Source organism: Variovorax sp. LARHSF232 (assembly GCF_052871435.1).
In genome coordinates this window covers 529299-547304 of the sequence record NZ_JBIXJS010000001.1, presented here as the reverse complement: position 1 = coordinate 547304, position 18006 = coordinate 529299, and the positions used below count along the sequence as shown (strand labels likewise).

At 65.6% G+C, this 18006-nt stretch carries 17 protein-coding genes and 1 pseudogene; 12 read left to right on the top strand and 6 right to left on the bottom strand.

What is annotated here, in order from left to right; translation table 11 throughout:
• Position 1: 1 nt before the first annotated feature.
• Positions 2–925 (bottom strand): alpha/beta fold hydrolase, encoded by a 924-nt coding sequence (locus ACIPRI_RS02690; protein WP_446588216.1) that lies wholly within the window; start codon positions 923–925, stop codon positions 2–4.
• Between the two features lie 21 nt (positions 926–946).
• Positions 947–1666 (bottom strand): ribosome biogenesis GTP-binding protein YihA/YsxC, encoded by a 720-nt coding sequence (gene yihA, locus ACIPRI_RS02685; protein ID WP_446588214.1) that lies wholly within the window; start codon positions 1664–1666, stop codon positions 947–949.
• Between the two features lie 72 nt (positions 1667–1738).
• Here yihA and ACIPRI_RS02680 point away from each other — a divergent pair, with 72 nt between their 5' ends.
• The 5 genes from ACIPRI_RS02680 (at position 1739) to ACIPRI_RS02660 (ending at position 7766) form a co-directional block, all read left to right on the top strand.
• Positions 1739–2434: a c-type cytochrome gene (locus tag ACIPRI_RS02680; RefSeq protein WP_446588212.1), complete on the top strand. Its 696-nt coding sequence runs from the start codon at positions 1739–1741 to the stop codon at positions 2432–2434.
• A gap of 106 nt (positions 2435–2540) precedes the next feature.
• Positions 2541–4685 (top strand): cytochrome c biogenesis protein ResB, encoded by a 2145-nt coding sequence (locus tag ACIPRI_RS02675; RefSeq protein WP_446588210.1) that lies wholly within the window; start codon positions 2541–2543, stop codon positions 4683–4685.
• Positions 4682–6004, top strand: a complete 1323-nt coding sequence (gene ccsB / locus ACIPRI_RS02670; RefSeq protein WP_446588208.1) for a c-type cytochrome biogenesis protein CcsB — start codon at positions 4682–4684, stop codon at positions 6002–6004. The genes ACIPRI_RS02675 and ccsB overlap by 4 nt, the downstream gene beginning before the upstream one ends.
• A 105-nt stretch (positions 6005–6109) precedes the next feature.
• The gene (gene msrP, locus ACIPRI_RS02665) at positions 6110–7108 is read left to right on the top strand and encodes a protein-methionine-sulfoxide reductase catalytic subunit MsrP (protein ID WP_446588206.1); all 999 of its coding nucleotides are present in this window, start codon (positions 6110–6112) and stop codon (positions 7106–7108) included.
• A gap of 16 nt (positions 7109–7124) precedes the next feature.
• Positions 7125–7766, top strand: coding sequence for a sulfite oxidase heme-binding subunit YedZ (locus tag ACIPRI_RS02660; RefSeq protein WP_446588204.1), 642 nt, complete (start codon positions 7125–7127; stop codon positions 7764–7766).
• Positions 7767–7770: 4 nt separating this feature from the next.
• Here ACIPRI_RS02660 and lysA read toward each other — a convergent pair whose 3' ends face one another.
• The 3 genes and pseudogenes from lysA to ACIPRI_RS02645 form a co-directional block, all read right to left on the bottom strand.
• On the bottom strand, positions 7771–9063 hold the full coding sequence (gene lysA / locus ACIPRI_RS02655) for a diaminopimelate decarboxylase (RefSeq protein WP_446588202.1): 1293 nt from the start codon (positions 9061–9063) through the stop codon (positions 7771–7773).
• Entirely contained in the window at positions 9060–9224 is a 165-nt protein-coding gene (locus tag ACIPRI_RS02650; RefSeq protein ID WP_446620390.1) for an LPS translocon maturation chaperone LptM, read from the bottom strand. Before ACIPRI_RS02650 ends, lysA begins: the two co-directional genes overlap by 4 nt.
• 15 nt (positions 9225–9239) lie before the next feature.
• Positions 9240–9311, bottom strand: a pseudogene (locus ACIPRI_RS02645) (hypothetical protein); the annotation flags it as partial.
• A 12-nt stretch (positions 9312–9323) separates the two neighbouring features.
• On the opposite strand from ACIPRI_RS02645, the gene cyaY reads away from it, so the two are divergent.
• Positions 9324–9656: an iron donor protein CyaY gene (cyaY, locus tag ACIPRI_RS02640; protein WP_446588200.1), complete on the top strand. Its 333-nt coding sequence runs from the start codon at positions 9324–9326 to the stop codon at positions 9654–9656.
• 28 nt (positions 9657–9684) lie between these two features.
• Here cyaY and ACIPRI_RS02635 read toward each other — a convergent pair whose 3' ends face one another.
• Positions 9685–12108 carry a penicillin-binding protein 1A gene (locus ACIPRI_RS02635; protein ID WP_446588198.1) on the bottom strand — a complete coding sequence of 808 codons (2424 nt, stop codon included), beginning with the start codon at positions 12106–12108 and terminating at the stop codon, positions 9685–9687.
• Between the two features lie 253 nt (positions 12109–12361).
• On the opposite strand from ACIPRI_RS02635, the gene ACIPRI_RS02630 reads away from it, so the two are divergent.
• Genes ACIPRI_RS02630 through ACIPRI_RS02605 form a run of 6 tightly spaced genes read left to right on the top strand, consistent with a single transcriptional unit; the run spans position 12362 to position 17965 of the window.
• Positions 12362–13441: a pilus assembly protein PilM gene (locus tag ACIPRI_RS02630; RefSeq protein WP_446588196.1), complete on the top strand. Its 1080-nt coding sequence runs from the start codon at positions 12362–12364 to the stop codon at positions 13439–13441.
• Positions 13438–14064, top strand: a complete 627-nt coding sequence (locus ACIPRI_RS02625) for a PilN domain-containing protein (protein ID WP_446588194.1) — start codon at positions 13438–13440, stop codon at positions 14062–14064. The genes ACIPRI_RS02630 and ACIPRI_RS02625 overlap by 4 nt, the downstream gene beginning before the upstream one ends.
• Before the next feature lie 6 nt (positions 14065–14070).
• Positions 14071–14748, top strand: coding sequence for a type 4a pilus biogenesis protein PilO (locus tag ACIPRI_RS02620; RefSeq protein ID WP_446588192.1), 678 nt, complete (start codon positions 14071–14073; stop codon positions 14746–14748).
• Entirely contained in the window at positions 14745–15290 is a 546-nt protein-coding gene (locus ACIPRI_RS02615; protein WP_446588190.1) for a pilus assembly protein PilP, read from the top strand. The genes ACIPRI_RS02620 and ACIPRI_RS02615 overlap by 4 nt, the downstream gene beginning before the upstream one ends.
• Positions 15287–17398: a type IV pilus secretin PilQ gene (gene pilQ, locus ACIPRI_RS02610; protein WP_446588188.1), complete on the top strand. Its 2112-nt coding sequence runs from the start codon at positions 15287–15289 to the stop codon at positions 17396–17398. The genes ACIPRI_RS02615 and pilQ overlap by 4 nt, the downstream gene beginning before the upstream one ends.
• A gap of 24 nt (positions 17399–17422) precedes the next feature.
• A complete protein-coding gene (locus tag ACIPRI_RS02605; RefSeq protein ID WP_446588186.1) occupies positions 17423–17965 on the top strand; it encodes a shikimate kinase in 543 nt (180 codons plus the stop codon).
• Positions 17966–18006: the final 41 nt, after the last annotated feature.

Genomic DNA, 18006 nt, shown 5'->3' with positions numbered 1-18006 from the left:
TCTAAGGAGAAGGCCGCGCGAAGCGCTCGATCTCGCGCGCCACCAGATCCGGCTGCTCGTGCACGATCCAGTGCGTCGCGCCGGAAATCTTCCTGAGTTGCATCTTCGGTACGTAATCTTCCAGCCCGTCCAGCAGGCCAGGCAGCAGCGCGATGTCGTCCATGGCCCACAGCACCAGGGTGGGCAGCTCGACCGTGAATCGTTCGCGCGGCAGCTCGGGAAAGACGCGCGGCAGCTCGGGAAAGACGCGCGGCGGCTCGCCCGGTGCCGCCGGCTTGAGCGGCGTGACGCGGTACAGGTTGCAGGCGCCGGTGAGGCCCGCATCCCACACCTGCCGGTACTGCGCCTTCACCTCGTCGGTGAGCCACTCGCGTCCCGGCGGTGCGGCGAAGAAGGGCCACAGGCGCCGGTAGTCGTCCTCTGCCAGCAACTGCTCGGCATCGGGGCGCGACAGGAAGCTCATGTAGGCACTGGCCTCCTGCTGCGCCGGGCTGCTCTGCAGTTCGCGCAAGAAGGTGCCTGGGTGCGGCGAGTTGATGATGGCCAGCCGATCCAGCCGCCCCGGATGCGCATTCGCCAGGCCCCAGCCGAAGGCGCCGCCCCAGTCGTGCGCCACCAGGGTGTCGATGTGGCCGCCGGGGCCTTCCAGCGCGGCCAGTTCGAGAATGTCCTTGACCAGCAGGTGCGCCCGGTAGGCCTCGACCTCGGGCGGCGAACTGGACTGCTCGAAGCCGCGCAGGTTGGGCGCCAGGCAGCGGTAGCCACCATGCTCGGGCTGCGCGAAATATTCGAGCAGCGGGTCCCAGATGAAGGCCGCTTCCGGAAAGCCGTGCAGGAACAGCATCAGGGGCCTTCCGGCTTCGCCCGTGGCGCGGCAACTGAGGGTGATGCCGTGGGGCAGGGTGCGCTGGAAGGTCTGGATCATGGCGTGCTGTCTCCGTGCGGGCTACGGCGCAGCTGCAGGTTCTCCTTGCGCGGCGCCGTCTTCTTGTGGATGCACCCAGCGCCACAGCAGTTCGGCCGCTTCGCCCACGCCCTGGCGCTTGAGTGCGGAGAATAGTTTGACCTCGCCGCCGCCGGCTTGCAGTCGCGTGATCGACAGCGCCTTGGCGCCTTCGGAGCGGGTCAGCTTGTCGGCCTTGGTCAGCAGCACCAAAAATTTCAGGCCCTGTTCGACGCGCGGGCGGATCACGTCCAGCAGGATCTCGTCCAGTTCGGTCATGCCGTGGCGCGGGTCGCACATCAACACCACGCCGCGCAGGCTGGGCCGCGTCATGAGGTAGTTGCCCATCACCCGCTGCCAGCGCAGCTTGGCTTCGCGCGGCACCGCCGCATAGCCGTAGCCCGGGAGGTCGGCCAGCACGGCGTCGTCGATCTTCTGCTTGCCCACGCCGAACAGGTTGATGTGCTGCGTGCGCCCCGGCGTCTTGGAGGCAAAGGCCAGGCGGGTCTGCTGGGTCAGCGTGTTGATGGCGGTGGACTTCCCCGCGTTGGATCGGCCGACGAAGGCGATCTCGGGCAGCTCGAGCGTAGGCAGGTGCTCCAATTGCGGGGCGCTGGTCAGAAAATGGGCAGTGTGCAGCCAGCCCAGGGCCACGCGCTCGCGCGCGGCGGCATCGTCCTTTGCGGTGGAGGGCGTGGCCGGCGAGTGTGGCGGGGGGGTCATTACTGAGCTTTCGTTATGAGGTTGCCATTGTAGAATCGCAAGGTTTTGCGCCCTAAAACCAAACCCCTCGATATGAAGTCGCTTCACTTTCTGCGCGCAGCCGTGTTGGCCGCGACTGCCCTTGTCAGTGTCAGTGCCAGCTTCGCGGCTGATGGTCATGCCGATGCGCCCGCTGGGTCCGCTGCGGTGGCGGCGGCGCCCAAAGCCGCCAAGCCCGACCTCGCCAAGGGGGAAGCCATCTTCAATGCAACGCCGGCCAACAGCCAGAGCTGCGCGTCTTGCCACAACGCCGACGGCAACTCGTCCATCGCCGCCAATCCCAAGCTGGCGCAACAGCACCCCGAATACATCCTCAAGCAGCTGCAGGACTTCAAGTCCGGCAAGCGCAAGAGCCCCATCATGAAGCCGCTGGCCACGGCGCTGAGCGATGAGGACATGCGCAATATCGCCTGGTTCGTCGGCTCGAAGAAGGGCAAGCCCGGCTTCGCCAAGGACAAGGAACTGGTCGGCCTGGGCGAGAAGATCTATCGCGGCGGCATCGCCGACCGCCAGGTGCCCGCCTGCGCCGGCTGCCACAGCCCCAACGGCGCCGGCATGCCCGCCCAGTACCCGCGCCTGTCGGGCCAGCACGCCGACTACACCACCGCCCAGATGGTCGCCTTCCGCGACGGCCAGCGCCAGAACAACCCGGTGATGAACGGCGTGGCCGCCAAGCTCAACGACCGCGAGATCAAGGCAGTGGCCGACTACGTTGCCGGCCTGCGCTGATCCAGGGCGCGCATTGGTCTTGAACTAAACCGCCGCACAACAAACCCAACAAGGCGGGCCGATCCAGCGGGATCGCCCGCCTTTGTTTTTTTCTTTTCCATCGAGCATGTCCGTTTCCACCCACGGCCTTCGCGTTCATCGCGGCCCGCACGCCTGGCGCGTGGCGGTGGAGCTGCTGTCGTCGATGCGCTTTGCCATCGCGCTGCTGACGGTCATCTGCATCGCCTCGATCATCGGCACCGTGCTCAAGCAGCACGAGCCGCTGGTCAACTACGTCAACCAGTTCGGTCCCTTCTGGGCCCAGGTGTTCCGGGCGGCGCAACTCGATTCGGTGTACAGCGCCTGGTGGTTCCTGCTGATCCTGTTCTTCCTGGTGGTGAGCACCACCTTGTGCATCGTGCGCAACACGCCGCATATCGTGCGCGAGCTCCGGACGGTGAAGGAAGACATCCGCGCCAGCAGCCTGCGCGCCTTCGGCCAGCGCGCCGAAACCCTGCTTGCCGGCGAGACGCCAGAGGCCGCGGCCCGGCGCATCGGCCAGCTGCTGGCCGGCGGCGGCTGGAAGGTCAAGCTGCAGCAGCGCGAGGCGCCCGAAGGGGCGGCCGGCTGGATGGTGGCCGCGCGCGCCGGCGGCGCCCACAAGCTGGGCTACCTGGCGGCGCACAGCGCCATCGTGCTGGTGTGCCTGGGCGGCCTGCTCGACGGCGACCTGGTGGTGCGGGCCCAGACCTGGTTCAACGGCAAGAGCGTCTACACCGGCGGCGGCCTGATCGCCGACGTGCCTGCGGCGCATCGGCTGTCGCCGGCCAACCCGACCTTCCGCGGCAACATCCTGGTGCCTGAAGGCCAGCGTTCCAGCGTCGCGATCCTGAACCAGGAAGGCGGCGTGCTGCTGCAGGACCTGCCTTTTTCCATCGAGCTGAAGAAATTCATCGTCGACTACTACTCGACCGGCATGCCCAAGCTCTTTGCCAGCGAGGTGGTGCTGCATGACCGCGAGACCGGCGAAGAAGTGCCGGCACGCATCGAGGTGAACCATCCGGCCAGCTACAAGGGCGTGGAGATCTACCAGTCCAGCTTCGACGACGGCGGCTCCAGCGTGAAGCTCAAGGCCGTGCCGATGGGCGCGGCGGCAAAGGCCTTCGAGATCGAAGGCACGATCGGCGCCAGTGCGCGCATCACCAACGGCAGCGACCAGCTCACGCTCGAGTTCACCGCGCTGCGCACCATCAACGTCGAGAACTTCGGCTCGCCGCAGGGCGGCAGCGCGGTGGACGTGCGCAAGGTCGACCTGCGCCAGCAACTCGAGTCGCGCCTGGGTGCGGCCCACAAGCCGAACCAGGAAAAGGAGCTGCGCAACATCGGCCCGAGCATCGGCTACAAGCTGCGCGACGCCGCGGGCCAGGCGCGCGAGTACCAGAACTACATGGTGCCGGTCGACACCGGCGACGGCCAGGCGATGTTCCTGCTGGGCGTGCGCGAGCAGCCCAACGAGCCCTTCCGCTACCTGCGCGTGCCGGCGGACGAGCAAGGCTCGATGGACGGCTTCGTGCGCATGCGCGCCGCGCTGGCCGACGGCACCTTGCGCCAGAAGGCGGTAGACCGCTACATCGCCCGCGTGGCCGACGCCAAGCGGCCGGAACTGGCCGAGCAGCTGCGTGTTTCGGCGGCGCGTGCGCTGGCCCTGTTCGCCGGCAGCGAGCGGGCCAGGGCGGACGCCACCAGCCAGGGTGGCTGGCAGGCGATTGCCGAGTTCATGGAAGCCAATGTGCCCGAAGGCGAGCGCGAGCGCGCCGGCGGCGTGCTGGTGCGCATCCTGAACGACGTGCTGTTCGAGGTGCTTAACCTGAGCCGCGCCCAAGGCGGCCTTCCCGAACTGCCGACCGACGAAAAGACCCAGGCCTATTTGACGCAGACCGTGCTGGCGCTCAGCGACATCTACTTCTACCCGGCCCCGGTGGCCATGATGCTGACCGACTTCAAGCAGGTGCAGGCCAGCGTGTTCCAGGTGGCGCGCGCCCCTGGCAAGAACATCGTCTATCTGGGCTGCCTGTTGCTGATCGTGGGCATTTTTGCCATGCTCTACGTGCGCGAGCGCAGGCTGTGGGTCTGGCTGGCGCCGGGGCGCGAAGCGCAGGGCGCCGCCGCCACCATGGCGATGTCGGTCAACCGCAAGACCCTGGACAGCGACCGCGAATTCGAGCAGCTGCAGCGCAAGCTGCTTGGCATCCAAAAGGAACAGTCGCCATGACGACGACCACCACGACACTCTCCTTGAACGACAGCTGGCTGGCACGCCGCAACGCCTTCGACTGGATCTTTGCCGTGCTGGTGCTGGCCGGCGGCCTCTTTGCCTTTGCGCGCTATGCCGGCGCGATGGACGTCTACGAGAAGGCCATCTTGCTGGGCGCCATGCCGGCCGCCATCTGGCTGGGCTGGTTCTGGCGGCCGCTGGCGGTGCTGGGGCTGGTGGTGGCCGCGGCCTCGCTGCTGGGCATCGTCTCCTATCAGGGCGAGCTGGCGCGCGCCGACAGCGTGTTCTGGCTCAAGTACTTCCTGTCGAGCCAGTCGGCCATTCTCTGGATGAGCGTGCTCTTCTTCATGAGCACGGTCTTCTACTGGCTGGGCTTCTTCGGCGGTTCGCAGGCCGACACCATGGAGCTGATTGGCTCACGCATCGCCTGGACGGCGGTGACCATGGCGCTGATCGGCACCATGGTGCGCTGGTACGAGAGCCACCTGCTGGGCCCCGACATCGGCCACATCCCGGTGAGCAACCTGTACGAAGTCTTCGTGCTGTTCTGCTGGATCACCACCGTCTTCTATCTGTACTACGAGTCGCACTACGGCACCCGCACGCTGGGCGCCTTCGTGATGCTGGTGGTGAGCGCCGCGGTGGGCTTCCTGCTCTGGTACACGCTGGTGCGCGACGCGCAGCAGATCCAGCCGCTGGTGCCGGCCTTGCAAAGCTGGTGGATGAAGCTGCATGTGCCGGCCAACTTCATCGGCTATGGCACCTTCGCGCTGTCGGCCATGGTGGCGTTTGCCTATCTCATCAAGCAGCAGGCCACCGAGACGCGCTGGTACAAGCTGACGCCGATCTGGCTCCTGGGCGTGGCGCTGTGCTTCGTGCCGGTGGCCTTCCGCCAGCGCGCGCAGGAAGCCGGCGGCAGCTACTGGCTGGTCTACGCCGCCATTTCGGCGCTGATCGCGGCCGGCATCCTCCTCTCGCGCAAGCGCATTGCTGCGCGCCTGCCGGCGCCGCAGGTGCTTGACGACGTGATGTACAAGGCCATTGCCGTCGGCTTCGCCTTCTTCACCATTGCCACCGTGCTGGGGGCGCTGTGGGCGGCCGATGCCTGGGGCGGCTACTGGAGCTGGGACCCGAAGGAGACCTGGGCGCTGATCGTCTGGCTCAACTATGCGGCCTGGCTGCACATGCGCCTGGTCAAGGGCCTGCGCGGCACCGTGGCGGCCTGGTGGGCGCTGGCGGGGTTGGCGGTGACCACCTTCGCCTTCCTGGGCGTCAACATGTTCCTCAGCGGGCTGCACAGCTACGGCACGTTGTAGCGGCCCACCGGCCTTTGGTTTGTGAACCAATTTGCGTGTCCGGGTAACCAACAGCTCGGACGGCGCGAACTAAAAGCGACGCGAAATCAAACCGAAAGGCGATCCATGCTGATTCACTCCCCAGACAAGGGCTTTGTGCACCTGCGCTCCAGCGAAATCACGCCGCGCAGCGTGTACGAAGGCCGGCGCGATCTGCTCAAGCTGCTGGCTGGCGGCGCAGCCGGTGCGGCACTGGCCTCCTGGGCCGGCCGCGAGGCGCTGGCTGCCGTGCCGGCGCCGGGCAAGCTGGCTGCGCTCAAGGGCGTGCCCTCCACGGTGCCTGGCGCGCAGACGATGGAAAAGCTCACCGACTACAAGGACGCGTCGAGCTACAACAACTACTACGAGTTCGGCACCGACAAGGGCGACCCGGTGAAGAACGCCCACACCTTGAAGACCCGGCCCTGGACGGTCGAGGTCGAGGGCCTGGTCAAGAAGCCGGGCAAGTACGGTATCGAAGACCTGCTCAAGCTCAGCGCGCAGGAAGAGCGCATCTACCGCCTGCGCTGCGTCGAGGGCTGGTCGATGGTGATTCCCTGGGTGGGCTATTCGCTGGCCGAACTCATCAAGAAGGTCGAGCCGCAGGGCAATGCCAAGTACGTCGAGTTCGTGACGCTGGCCGATCCCAAGACCATGCCCTTCGTCGGCTCCCGCATTCTCGACTGGCCCTACACCGAGGGCCTGCGCATGGACGAGGCCATGCATCCGCTCACCTTGCTGAGCTTCGGCATGTACGGCGAGGTGCTGCCCAATCAGAACGGTGCGCCGGTGCGCATCGTGGTGCCCTGGAAATACGGCTTCAAGTCGGCCAAGTCGATCGTGAAGATCCGCTTCGTGGAGAAAGAGCCGGGCACCGCCTGGAACAAGGCGGCGGCGCAGGAGTACGGCTTTTATTCCAACGTCAATCCCGAGGTGGACCACCCGCGCTGGAGCCAGGCGACGGAGCGGCGCATCGGCGATGGCAGCGGCTTGTTCGCCAAGCGCCACAAGACGCTCATCTTCAACGGCTACGAGGCGCAGGTCGGCCAGCTTTACGCCGGCATGGACCTGAAGAAGTTCTACTGAAGAGGGCCGGGCCCATATGAACGCGCTGCTCTTGAACAAGGCGGCCAAGCCGGTCGTCTTCTTGCTGAGCTTGCTGCCCTTTGCTTGGCTGGTCTGGGGTGCCTTCACCGATGGCCTGGGTGCCAACCCCGCCGAGTATCTGATTCGCGCCACCGGCGACTGGACCTTGCGCTTCCTGTGCATCGTGCTGGCCGTGACACCGCTGCGCGTGATGACGAAGACGCCGGCGCTGGCGCGCTTTCGGCGCATGCTGGGCCTGTTTGCCTACTTCTACGTCTGCGTCCACCTGCTGAGCTACGGCTTCTTCGACATGGGCCTGGAGCTGGGCGAGATCGCCAAGGACATTGCGAAGCGCCCCTTCATCCTGGTGGGCTTCTCCGCCTTCGTGCTGCTCACGCCGCTGGCGGCCACTTCCTTCAACCGCGCGATCAAGGCGCTGGGCACCCGACGCTGGCAGTTGCTGCACAAGCTGGTCTATCTCATCGCCGGGCTCGGCCTGCTGCATTTCTTCTGGATGCGCGCTGGCAAGAACGACTTTGGCGAAGTGTTCGTCTACGCGGCCATCATCGGCGCGCTGCTGGCCTGGCGCGCCTGGAACGCCTGGACCAAGCGGCGCGCGCAAGTATTGCCGGCTGCACGCGCGCAGCTGTCCAAATAAGGCTTCAGTCGCTGCCGGCCAGCTCGTTGCGAAGCTGGTCTTCGAAGGTCTCGCGCCGCCGGATCAGCGTGGCGCGATCGCCGCTCACCAGCACTTCCGCGGCGCGGTTGCGGGTGTTGTAGTTGCTGGCCATGCTCATGCAATAGGCGCCGGCGGACAGCACCGCCAGCAGGTCGCCGCTGCGCACATTCAGCAGGCGGTCGCGGCCGATCCAGTCGCCGCTTTCGCAGACCGGCCCCACCACGTCGTAGGTCTGCGCTTCGCCCTGGCCGCGCGCCGACACCGGCACGATGCGATGGAAGGCCTGATACATGGCCGGGCGCGGCAGGTCGTTCATGGCCGCATCGACGATGCAGAAGTTCTTGTCTTCGCCCGGCTTGGTGTAGAGCACCTCGGTCACGCAGACGCCCGCATTGCCGACCATCGAGCGGCCCGGCTCGATGATGAGCTTTCGGCCGCCGAAGCCGCGCGCATCGATGCGCGCCAGCAGCTGCTTCCACAAGGCATCGGCAGCCGGCGGCGTGTCGCCGTTGTAGTCGATGCCCAGGCCGCCGCCGAAGTCGATGTGATGCAGTGCGATGCCGGCGGCCTCGATCGCCTCGACCAGGTCCAGCACGCGCTCCAGCGCGTCCAGGTAGGGCGAGGCTTCGGTGATCTGCGAGCCGATGTGGCAGTCGATGCCCACCACTTGCAAGCCCGGGAGCGATGCGGCATGCCGATACGCGTGCAGCGCGCGGTCGTGCGCGATGCCGAACTTGTTGCCCTTGAGCCCGGTCGAGATGTAGGGGTGGGTCTTGGGGTCGACGTTGGGATTGATGCGGATGCTCACCTTGGCGCGCTGGCCTTCGGCGACTGCCACCTCGTTGAGCACATCCAGCTCTTCCTCGCTCTCGACGTTGAAGCAGCCGATGCCGGCGGCCAGCGCCTGGCGCATCTCGCCGCGGGTCTTGCCCACGCCCGAGAAGATGATCTTGGACGGTTCGGCGCCAACGGCCAGCACGCGTGCCAGCTCGCCGCCCGAAACGATGTCGAAGCCGCAACCGGCCTTCGCAAACACACGCAGGATGCCCAGCGAGGAGTTGGCCTTCATCGCGTAGCACACCAGCGCGTCCCGTCCTTCGAAGCCGCGCTGGTAGGCCGCCAGCGCATCGAGCATCCATTGCTTGGAGTAGACGAACAGCGGCGTGCCGTGCTCGCGTGCCAGCGCCTCGAGCGAGACCTGCTCGACTTGCAGCAGATCGCCGTGGCGCGCAACATGGGGTTGGCCGGGCAGCGGCGGCGAAGTTGGGTTGCTCATCGTGCGGTCCCGGTCGGGGTGTCGTTGCGCTTGTTGGGAGGGTTGGTGGCCTGTTCGCCCTGCGGCTGCACCGTGGTGCTTTCGCTGCGCGGCGGGATTGGCAGCAGCAATTCCGGCAAGGTGGCGCGCGAGGCCGCGGCCGGGTCGGTGGGCAGGTACAAGGGTCCGCGCTGGCCGCAACCAGCGAGGCCAACCCCGAGCGCGGCAAGGCCAATGGCGCTCACTAGAATTTGGCTGACATTCAACATAACGAAATTGTAATGACCGACCCCGAGTACATGGACCGCGCGGAGGCGGCCTTAGCTGCCATCGAGCGCGGCTGCGACCGCATCAATGACGCCACCGACGCCGACATCGACAACCAGCGCGTGGGCGGCATGATCACCATCACCTTTCGCAACGGCAGCCAGCTGGTCATCAATCTGCAAAAGCCTTTGCATGAGATCTGGCTGGCGGCGCGCTCGGGCGGCTATCACTACCGCCACGATGGCCAAGCTTGGGTAGACACCAAGACCGGCGCCGAGTTCTTTGCCCAGCTGTCGCGCGAAGCGACGACGCAGGCGGGGCAGCCGCTCGGCTTTTCCGCGGACTGAATAGCGCGCCGCGGGCGAGCGCCCGGCCCTAGTTCCTGAACAGATCGAGGATGCGGTTGCGCTCCTCGGGTGCCGGCCCTGGCGCGGCAGGCGCAGGCGCGCCAGGAGACGCCTCGTTGCCCGGCGCAGGCGAGGTATCGACGCCCAGGGAACTCACGCCGCGGCCCGGCGCGTATTCGTCGAAGTACCACTCGCCGCCCATGTTGACGACGCCGCTGGACGGCGGTGCCACTTCGGCAACCGCGACGCCCTTGAGCGCGCTTTGCATGTAGTTGATCCAGATCGGCAGACTCAGGCCGCCGCCGGTTTCCTTGTCGCCCAGGCTGCGCGGCGTGTCATACCCCATCCAGGCCACCGCAGCCATGGTCGGCTGGAAGCCGGCAAACCAGGCGTCCAGCGAATCGTTGGTGGTGCCGGTCTTGCCGTACAGATCGGCCCGCTTGAGCATGCGCTGCGCGTTGGCGGCAGTGCCAGAGCGCGCCACCTCCTGCAACAGGCTGCTCATGATGAAGGCGTTGCGCGCCGACACCGCGCGCATCGTTTCGTTGGGCAGGGGAGGTTGCTTGTCGACCAGTACCCGATCCTTGTGGTCGGTGACACGGGTGACCAGATAGGGATTGACGCGATAGCCGCCGTTGGCAAAGGTCGAATAGCCCACCGCCATCTGCATCGGCGTGACCGAGCCGGAGCCCAGCGCCATCGGCAGGTAGGCGGCGTGCTTCTCGCGGTCGAAGCCGAAACGCGTGATCCAGTCCTGCGCGTAATGCGTGCCGATGGACTGCAGGATGCGGATCGACACCATGTTCTTGGACTTTGCCAGGGCCCGCCGCATCGACATCGGCCCGTCGAAGCCGCCACCGTAGTTCTTGGGCTCCCAAGGTTGGCCGCCGGTCGTGCCGGCATCGAAGAAGAGCGGGCCGTCGTTGATCACGGTGGCCGGGGTGAAGCCTTTTTCCAGTGCGGCCGAATAGATGAAAGGCTTGAAGCTGGAGCCCGGCTGGCGCCAGGCCTGGGTGACGTGGTTGAACTTGTTCTTGCCGAAATCGAAGCCGCCCACCATGGCCTTGACAGCGCCGTCGCGCGGATCCATGGCGACGAAGGCGCCTTCGACCTCGGGCAACTGGGTGATTTCCCACGAATCCTTGGGCGTGCGCGCCACGCGGATCACGGCGCCGCGGCGGATCTTGATGTTGGGCTGTGCCTTGTCCGACAGGCCGGACTGCGCCGGCCGCAGGCCTTCGCCGATGATCTGGACGGCCTCGCCGTTGGCCCGAACTGCCTGCACTTCCTTGGGCGAGGCCTTGAGCACCACCGCTGCCAGCACGTCGCCGTTGTCGGGGTGGTCGGCCAGGGCTTCGTCCACCGCATCGTCCAACTCGCCGGGCGCGTTGGGCAGGTCGACGAACTTCTCGGGCCCGCGGTAGTACTGCTTGCGCTCGTAGTCCATGATGCCCTTGCGCAGCGCCTTGTAGGCAGCCTCCTGGTCGGCGGCGACGAGCGAGGTATGGACCTTCAGGCCACGCGTGTAGGTGCTGTCGCCGTACTGCGCATACATCAGCTGGCGCACCGTTTCGGCCACGTATTCGGCATGCAGGCGGTCCGGGTTGGCGCCGTCGCGAAGATGCAGGTCTTCTTTGCGTGCCTCTTGCGCCTGCTGCTCGGTGATGAAGCCCGCATCGACCATGCGGTCGATCACGTACAGCTGCCGCGCACGTGCCCGGCTCGGGTTGTTCACCGGATTGTTTGCGCCCGGCGCCTTGGGCAGCCCCGCCAGCATGGCGGCCTGGGCGATCGTGATGTCCTTGAGCGGCTTGGCGAAATAGGCTTCTGATGCGGCGGCGAAGCCGTAGGCCCGATTGCCCAGGTAGATCTGGTTCAGGTAGATCTCCAGGATCTGGTCCTTGCTCAGCAGGTGCTCGAGCTTGAAGGTCAGCAGGATCTCGTAGATCTTGCGCGTGTAGGTCTTTTCCGAGCTCAGGTAGACGTTGCGCGCCACCTGCATCGAGATGGTCGAGGCGCCCTGGCTCTTGACCCGGTTGAGGTTGGCCAGTGCCGCGCGCATGACGCCCTTGTAATCCACCCCGCCGTGCTCATAGAAGCGCGAGTCCTCGGCCGCGAGGACGGCGTCCTTCATGACCTTGGGGATGCTGTCTATTGGAGAGAGATTTCTCCGCTCTTCGCCGAATTCGCCAATCAGCACGCCCTCAGAAGAAAATACTCTTAAGGGCAATTTCGGCCGGTACTCCGACATCTCCGAAATGTCGGGCAAATTGGGATATGCCACGGCCAGCGCCACTGCAATCACGAAAAGCAGCGAAAGCGCGCCCGCAGCCAGCAAGCCGAAGCTCCACAACACGAGGCGCAAAACCCATGTGAGCCACGTGGGGCGCTGGGAAGGAGGGGGTGATGCGGACTTGGAGGTTTGCCCGGAGGGGCGATTCTTTTCGGGCATGGAGTCGGGCGAAGTCGACGCTCATTATAAAAACGCGTCCCTCGCGAACGGCTCTATCTGCGCCTTTAAGACCCAAGTACTCGAATTTGTGACCTAAGTTGCACGGACACGCATTTACGTCAGCTTTTGACAACGAATGTTGCCGAGTGCGTAGCTTGCCGCTTGGATCGCTGGAGAGCTTGCACTAGCATCAGCCCGAAGCCGGAATTTTTACGCACATTTTTCGAATCGTTACAACTCATCGGGATCGAACTTGGCTGCAATTGGATCGCTGTTTCGCCGTCAGTCCGCGCCGTTGCTCGGACTGGACGTTAGTTCGTCCAGCGTCAAGCTGGTCGAACTTGGGCGCGACGCGTCGGGCAAGTTGGTGCTCGAGCGTTGCGCGATCGAGCCGCTGGAGCGTGGCTGGATCACCGACGGCAACGTCGAGAAATTCGATGAAGTCGCCGAAGCCGTGCGTCGCGTGGTGCGCAAGAGCGGCACCCGCACCAAGCATGTGGCGCTGGCGCTGCCGCCTTCCGCGGTGATCACCAAGAAGATCGTCCTGCCGGGCGGCCTGAGCGAACAGGAGCTCGAGATCCAGGTCGAATCCGAGGCGAACCAGTACATCCCCTTCTCGCTGGACGAAGTGAGCCTGGACTTTTGCGTCATCGGGCCGGCCAACAATTCCACCGGCGACGTCGAGGTGTTGATCGCCGCCTCGCGCAAGGAGAAGGTGCAGGACCGCCAGGGCCTGGCCGAGGCCGCGGGCCTGAAGGCGATGATCCTGGACGTCGAGTCCTATGCTTCTCGCCTGGCGGCTTCGCGCCTGATCGAGCAGCTGCCTGGCCAGGGCCAGGACGCGGTGGTGGCCCTGTTCGAAGTTGGCGCATCCACCACCAGCATGCAGGTGCTGCGCAACGACGAGGTGCTGTATGACCGCGACCAGGCTTTTGGCGGCGCACAGCTCACCCAGCTGATCGTGCGCCAGTACGGCTTTTCGGCGGAAGAGGCCGAGACCAAGAAGCGCAGCGGCGACCTTCCCGATGACTACGGCAGTGGCGTGCTCAAGCCCTTCGTGGCCAGCATCGCCCAGGAAATCGCCCGCGCATTGCAGTTCTTCTTTACCAGCACGCCCTACAACCGGGTGGACTATGTGCTGCTGGCCGGTGGCTCGGCATCGTTGCCGGGCCTCACCAGCGCCGTGACGCGCCAGACTTCTTTCGCGTGCTCGCTGATCAATCCCTTCGATGGCATGGAGATGGCGGCCGGAATCCGCGAGAAGAAGGTGCGGCGTGAAGCGCCTTCTTATCTAACCTCGTGCGGCCTGGCCATGCGGAGGTTCCAGCAGTGATCCTCATCAACCTGCTCCCGCACCGCGAGGCCGCGCGCAAGCGTCGGCGCGACAATTTTTATGCTGCCCTGGGCGCCTCGGCGCTGATCGGTGGCCTGATCGCCGGTGCCGCCTACGTCTGGTACGAAGCCCAGATCGCCAGCCAGAACTCGCGCAACCAGTTCCTGCAGGCCGAGATCACCAAGCTGGAAGCCGAGATCCGCGAGATCTCCACCCTGCAGGCCGAGATCGCTGCACTGCGCGCGCGCCAGCAGGCCGTGGAAGACCTGCAGGGCGATCGCAACATGCCGGTGCATCTGCTCAATGAGTTGGTGCGGCAGCTGCCCGATGGCGTCTACCTCACGACCATGAAGCAGGACAACCAGACGGTCACCCTGCAGGGCATGGCGCAGTCCAACGAGCGCGTGTCCGAGCTGCTGCGCAACTTGGGCAACAGCAGCCCCTGGCTGGTCAAGCCCGAGCTGGTCGAGATCACGGCGGCAACGGTTTCGCTGAGCGCGCGCGATCAGCGCCGGGTGGCCAATTTCACGATGCGTATCGGCCTGAAGCGGCCGACCGACGCGAACAAGCCTGCGCAGGACGCGCCGGCCGGCAAGGCGCCGGCCACGGCGGCAAAGGGGTAAGGGCGTATGGCAAAGAAACGCTCCACGCAAAGAATCGACGTCGCCGCCTCCGCGCGGCGCATGGCCAACCAGTTCCGGGGCCTCAACCCCAATGACCCGTCGGTCTGGCCGACGCTGCCGCGCTACGCCCTGTTCCTGCTGGTGGTGGTGGCGGTGCTGGTGGGCCTGTGGTTCCTCTGGCTCACCAACTCGAACGACGAGCTGGAAGCGGCGCGCGCCAAGGAAGTGAGCTTGCGCGAGGACTACAAGAAGAAGGTGGCGCAGGCTGCCAACCTCGATTTGCTGAAGAAGCAGCGCGAACAAGTTCAGCAGTACGTGATCCTGCTCGAGAAGCAACTGCCCAGTAAGGCGGAAATGGACGCGTTGCTATCCGACATCAACCAGTCCGGCCTGGGCCGCAGCCTGCAGTTCGAGCTGTTCCGGCCCGGCCAGGTGTCGGTGAAGGACTACTACGCCGAGCTGCCGATCGCCGTGCGCGTCACTGGCCGCTACCACGACATGGGCGCCTTCGCCGCCGACATCGCCAACCTCTCGCGCATCGTGACCTTGAACAACCTGGCGATCACGCCGCAGAAGGATGGTGCGTTGACGATGGACGCCACCGCCAAGACCTTCCGTTACCTCGATCCGGAAGAGCAGGCCTCCCAGAAGCGCGCCGCCGCGCAGAAGGGTGCCAAGAAATGACCCGCCTGTGCAACATCGCCTGGATGGGGCTCGCCCTGCTGGCATTGACCGGCTGCGTGGGCTCGGACCGCGAGGAACTCCAGCAATGGATGGCCGAGCAGCGCGCCCAGGTGCGCCCGAACGTCCCGCCCATTTCCGAGCCGAAGAAGTTCACGCCGCAGGCCTACAGCGAAGGCGCTGCTTTCGAGCCCTTCAACAGCATGAAGCTGACGCAGGCGCTGCGCCGTGATTCCAACCAGCCCAGCATGTCCGGCCTGATCGCGCCCGAGCTTGCTCGCCGCAAGGAGGCCCTGGAGGCCTATCCGCTGGACGCCATGGCGATGGTCGGCAGCCTGGCTCGAAATGGTCAGCCGGTGGCGCTGATCAACGTGGACAAACTGCTTTATCAAGTACGGGTGGGCAACTACCTGGGTCAGAACTACGGGCGCATTACCCGTATCACCGAAACCGAACTCGGCTTGCGTGAAATCGTGCAGGACGCCGCCGGTGAATGGATCGAACGCCCGGCGACGCTGGTGTTGCAAGAGAGGTCGAAGAAATGAATCAAAGAAAAATCGCGATGGCAACGTGGCTGCGTGCCGTTGGCGCCACCGTGCTCGCGCTTGGTGCGGCCTGCGCGGCCCATGCGCAAAACGCGATCGAGTCGGTCACCAGCTCGATGCAGGCGGGCAGCGAGCTCATCCGCATCGACCTGACGCAGCCGCTGTCGGCCTTGCCGACCGGCTTCGCCATCCAGTCGCCGGCGCGCATTGCGCTCGACTTCCCCGGCGTGACCAATGCCATTGGCCGTTCGACCATCGACGTGAATCAGGGCAACCTGCGTTCGGTCAACGTGGTGCAGGCCGGCGAGCGCACGCGCCTGGTGCTCAACCTGAAGGAAGCCACCACCTACAAGGCCGAACTGCAGGGCAAGTCGGTGCTGGTGCAGCTGGGCCAGGTGGCCGGTGTGGCGCAGGCGCAGTCCGCGACGTCCCAGTTCGCCGAGAACCGCAACCGCGACTCGCTGCCGCTGCGCGACATCGACTTCCGCCTGGGCTCGGACAAGACCGGCCGCGTGATCGTCGATCTGGCCAACAACCAGGTGGGCGTGGACATCCGTCCCCAAGGCAAGAACCTGGTGGTCGAATTCACCAAGACGACCTTGCCTGAAGGCCTGCGCCGCCGCCTGGACGTGGCCGACTTCGGCACGCCGGTGCAGACCATCACCACCCAGCAGCAGGGCGAGCGCGTGCGCATGGTGATCGAGCCCAAGGGCGAGTGGGAGCACAGCGCCTACCAGAGCGACAACCAGTTCGTGGTGGAAGTGCGTCCCCGCAAGATCGACCCGACCAAGCTCACCCAAGGCGTTGGCTACAGCGGCGAGAAGCTGTCGCTGAACTTCCAGAACATCGAGATCCGCTCGCTGCTGCAGGTCATTGCCGACTTCACCAACTTCAACATCGTCACCTCCGATTCGGTGACCGGTGCCCTGACCCTGCGCCTCAAGGACGTGCCCTGGGACCAGGCGCTGGACATCATCATGCAGGCCAAAAACCTGGGCATGCGCAAGAACGGCTCCGTGCTGTGGATCGCGCCCAAGGACGAGATCGACGCCAAGGAAAAGCGTGAGTTCGAAGCCCAGGCAGCGATTGCCAACCTGGAGCCGCTGCGCACCCAGTCCTTCCAGCTCAACTACACGAAGGCGATCGTGATCGCCCAGGGCTTGACCGGCCAGGGCCTGGCTGGCGGCGGCGGTGGCGGTGGCGGTGGCGCCAACAACACCCGCATCCTGAGCCCGCGCGGCAGCGTGATTGCCGAATCGCGCACCAACCAGCTGTTCGTGTCCGACATCCCCTCGCGCCTGGCCGACGTGGCCGAGCTGATCACGAAGCTGGACATACCGGTGCGCCAGGTGCTGATCGAGGCGCGTATCGTGGAAGCTTCCGACACCTTCGGCAAGTCGCTGGGTGTGCGCATGGGCGGGGCCTTCATCAACAACAACAGCTCCATCGGCACGCAGCCGACCCTGTCGGGCAACACCGCCACCTTCGGCTCGCCGACGTCGGGCAACTTCGTGAACCTGCCGGCCATCAGCCCCAGCGGCACCGGCAACGTGCCGGGCACCTTCGCGATCTCGCTGTTCAACTCCAGCTTCTCGCGCCTGCTGAACCTGGAAATCTCCGCCCTGGAAGCCGACGGCAAGGGCAAGGTGGTGTCCAGCCCGCGGGTGGTGACGGCTGACCAGACCAAGGCACTGATCGAGCAGGGCACCGAGCTGCCCTACCAGGTGGCGACCTCCAGCGGCGCGACCTCCATCGCCTTCCGCAAGGCCAACCTCAAGCTCGAGGTGACGCCGCAGATCACGCCGGAGGGCAACATCATCCTGACCCTGGACGTCAACAAGGACACCGTGGGCCAGCAGACCCTGGCGGGCTTCGCCATCAACACCAAGCACGTGCAGACCGAAGTGCTGGTGGAGAACGGCGGCACGGTGGTCATTGGTGGTATCTTCGAGATGACCGAAACCAATGACGAATCGCGCATCCCGGTGCTGGGTGAGGTGCCTTATGTGGGGGCACTGTTCCGGACGCGCAATCGCACTGCGAACAAGACCGAAATGCTCGTCTTTATCACCCCGAAGATGATTACCGACCGTAACGCCGCGCGCTGACGCGCGGGGCGTGGCGCCCGCTGTGTGGCGGTAGCACTCGTTGGCCTTCCCGGTTCCGGGAAATCTGCAGTCGGGCGACGCTTGTCGCAGCGACTGCAGTGGCCTTTTGTGGACACCGATCAGCTCATCGAGCAGCGCATCGGCTGCTCGATCCGCGACTATTTCGATCGTGAGGGCGAAGCCAGCTTTCGCGACATCGAGCAGGCCGTGATTGCCGAGTTGGCGCAGGCGCCCACCGGCGTCCTGGCCACCGGCGGCGGCGCCGTGCTGCGCGAGGCCAACCGGCACCAGCTGCACCGCAGCTTCCACGTCATCTACCTGCGCTCTTCCCCTGAAGACCTGTTCCGACGGCTGCGGCATGATGTCAAGCGGCCGCTGCTGCAAGTGCAGGACCCGCTGGGCCGCCTGCGCGAGCTGCACACGGCGCGCGACCCGCTGTACCGCGAGACGGCGCACGACATCGTCGACACCGGCCGCCCCACGGTGGCCATGCTGGTCAATCTGATCGTGATGCAGCTGGAACTGGCCGGCATCGCCGTTCCGCCAGCGGACGACACGCCAATTTGATTGGCCTGCCGCAGGGCGCGGCCTTGGGCCAGCGCCTAAAC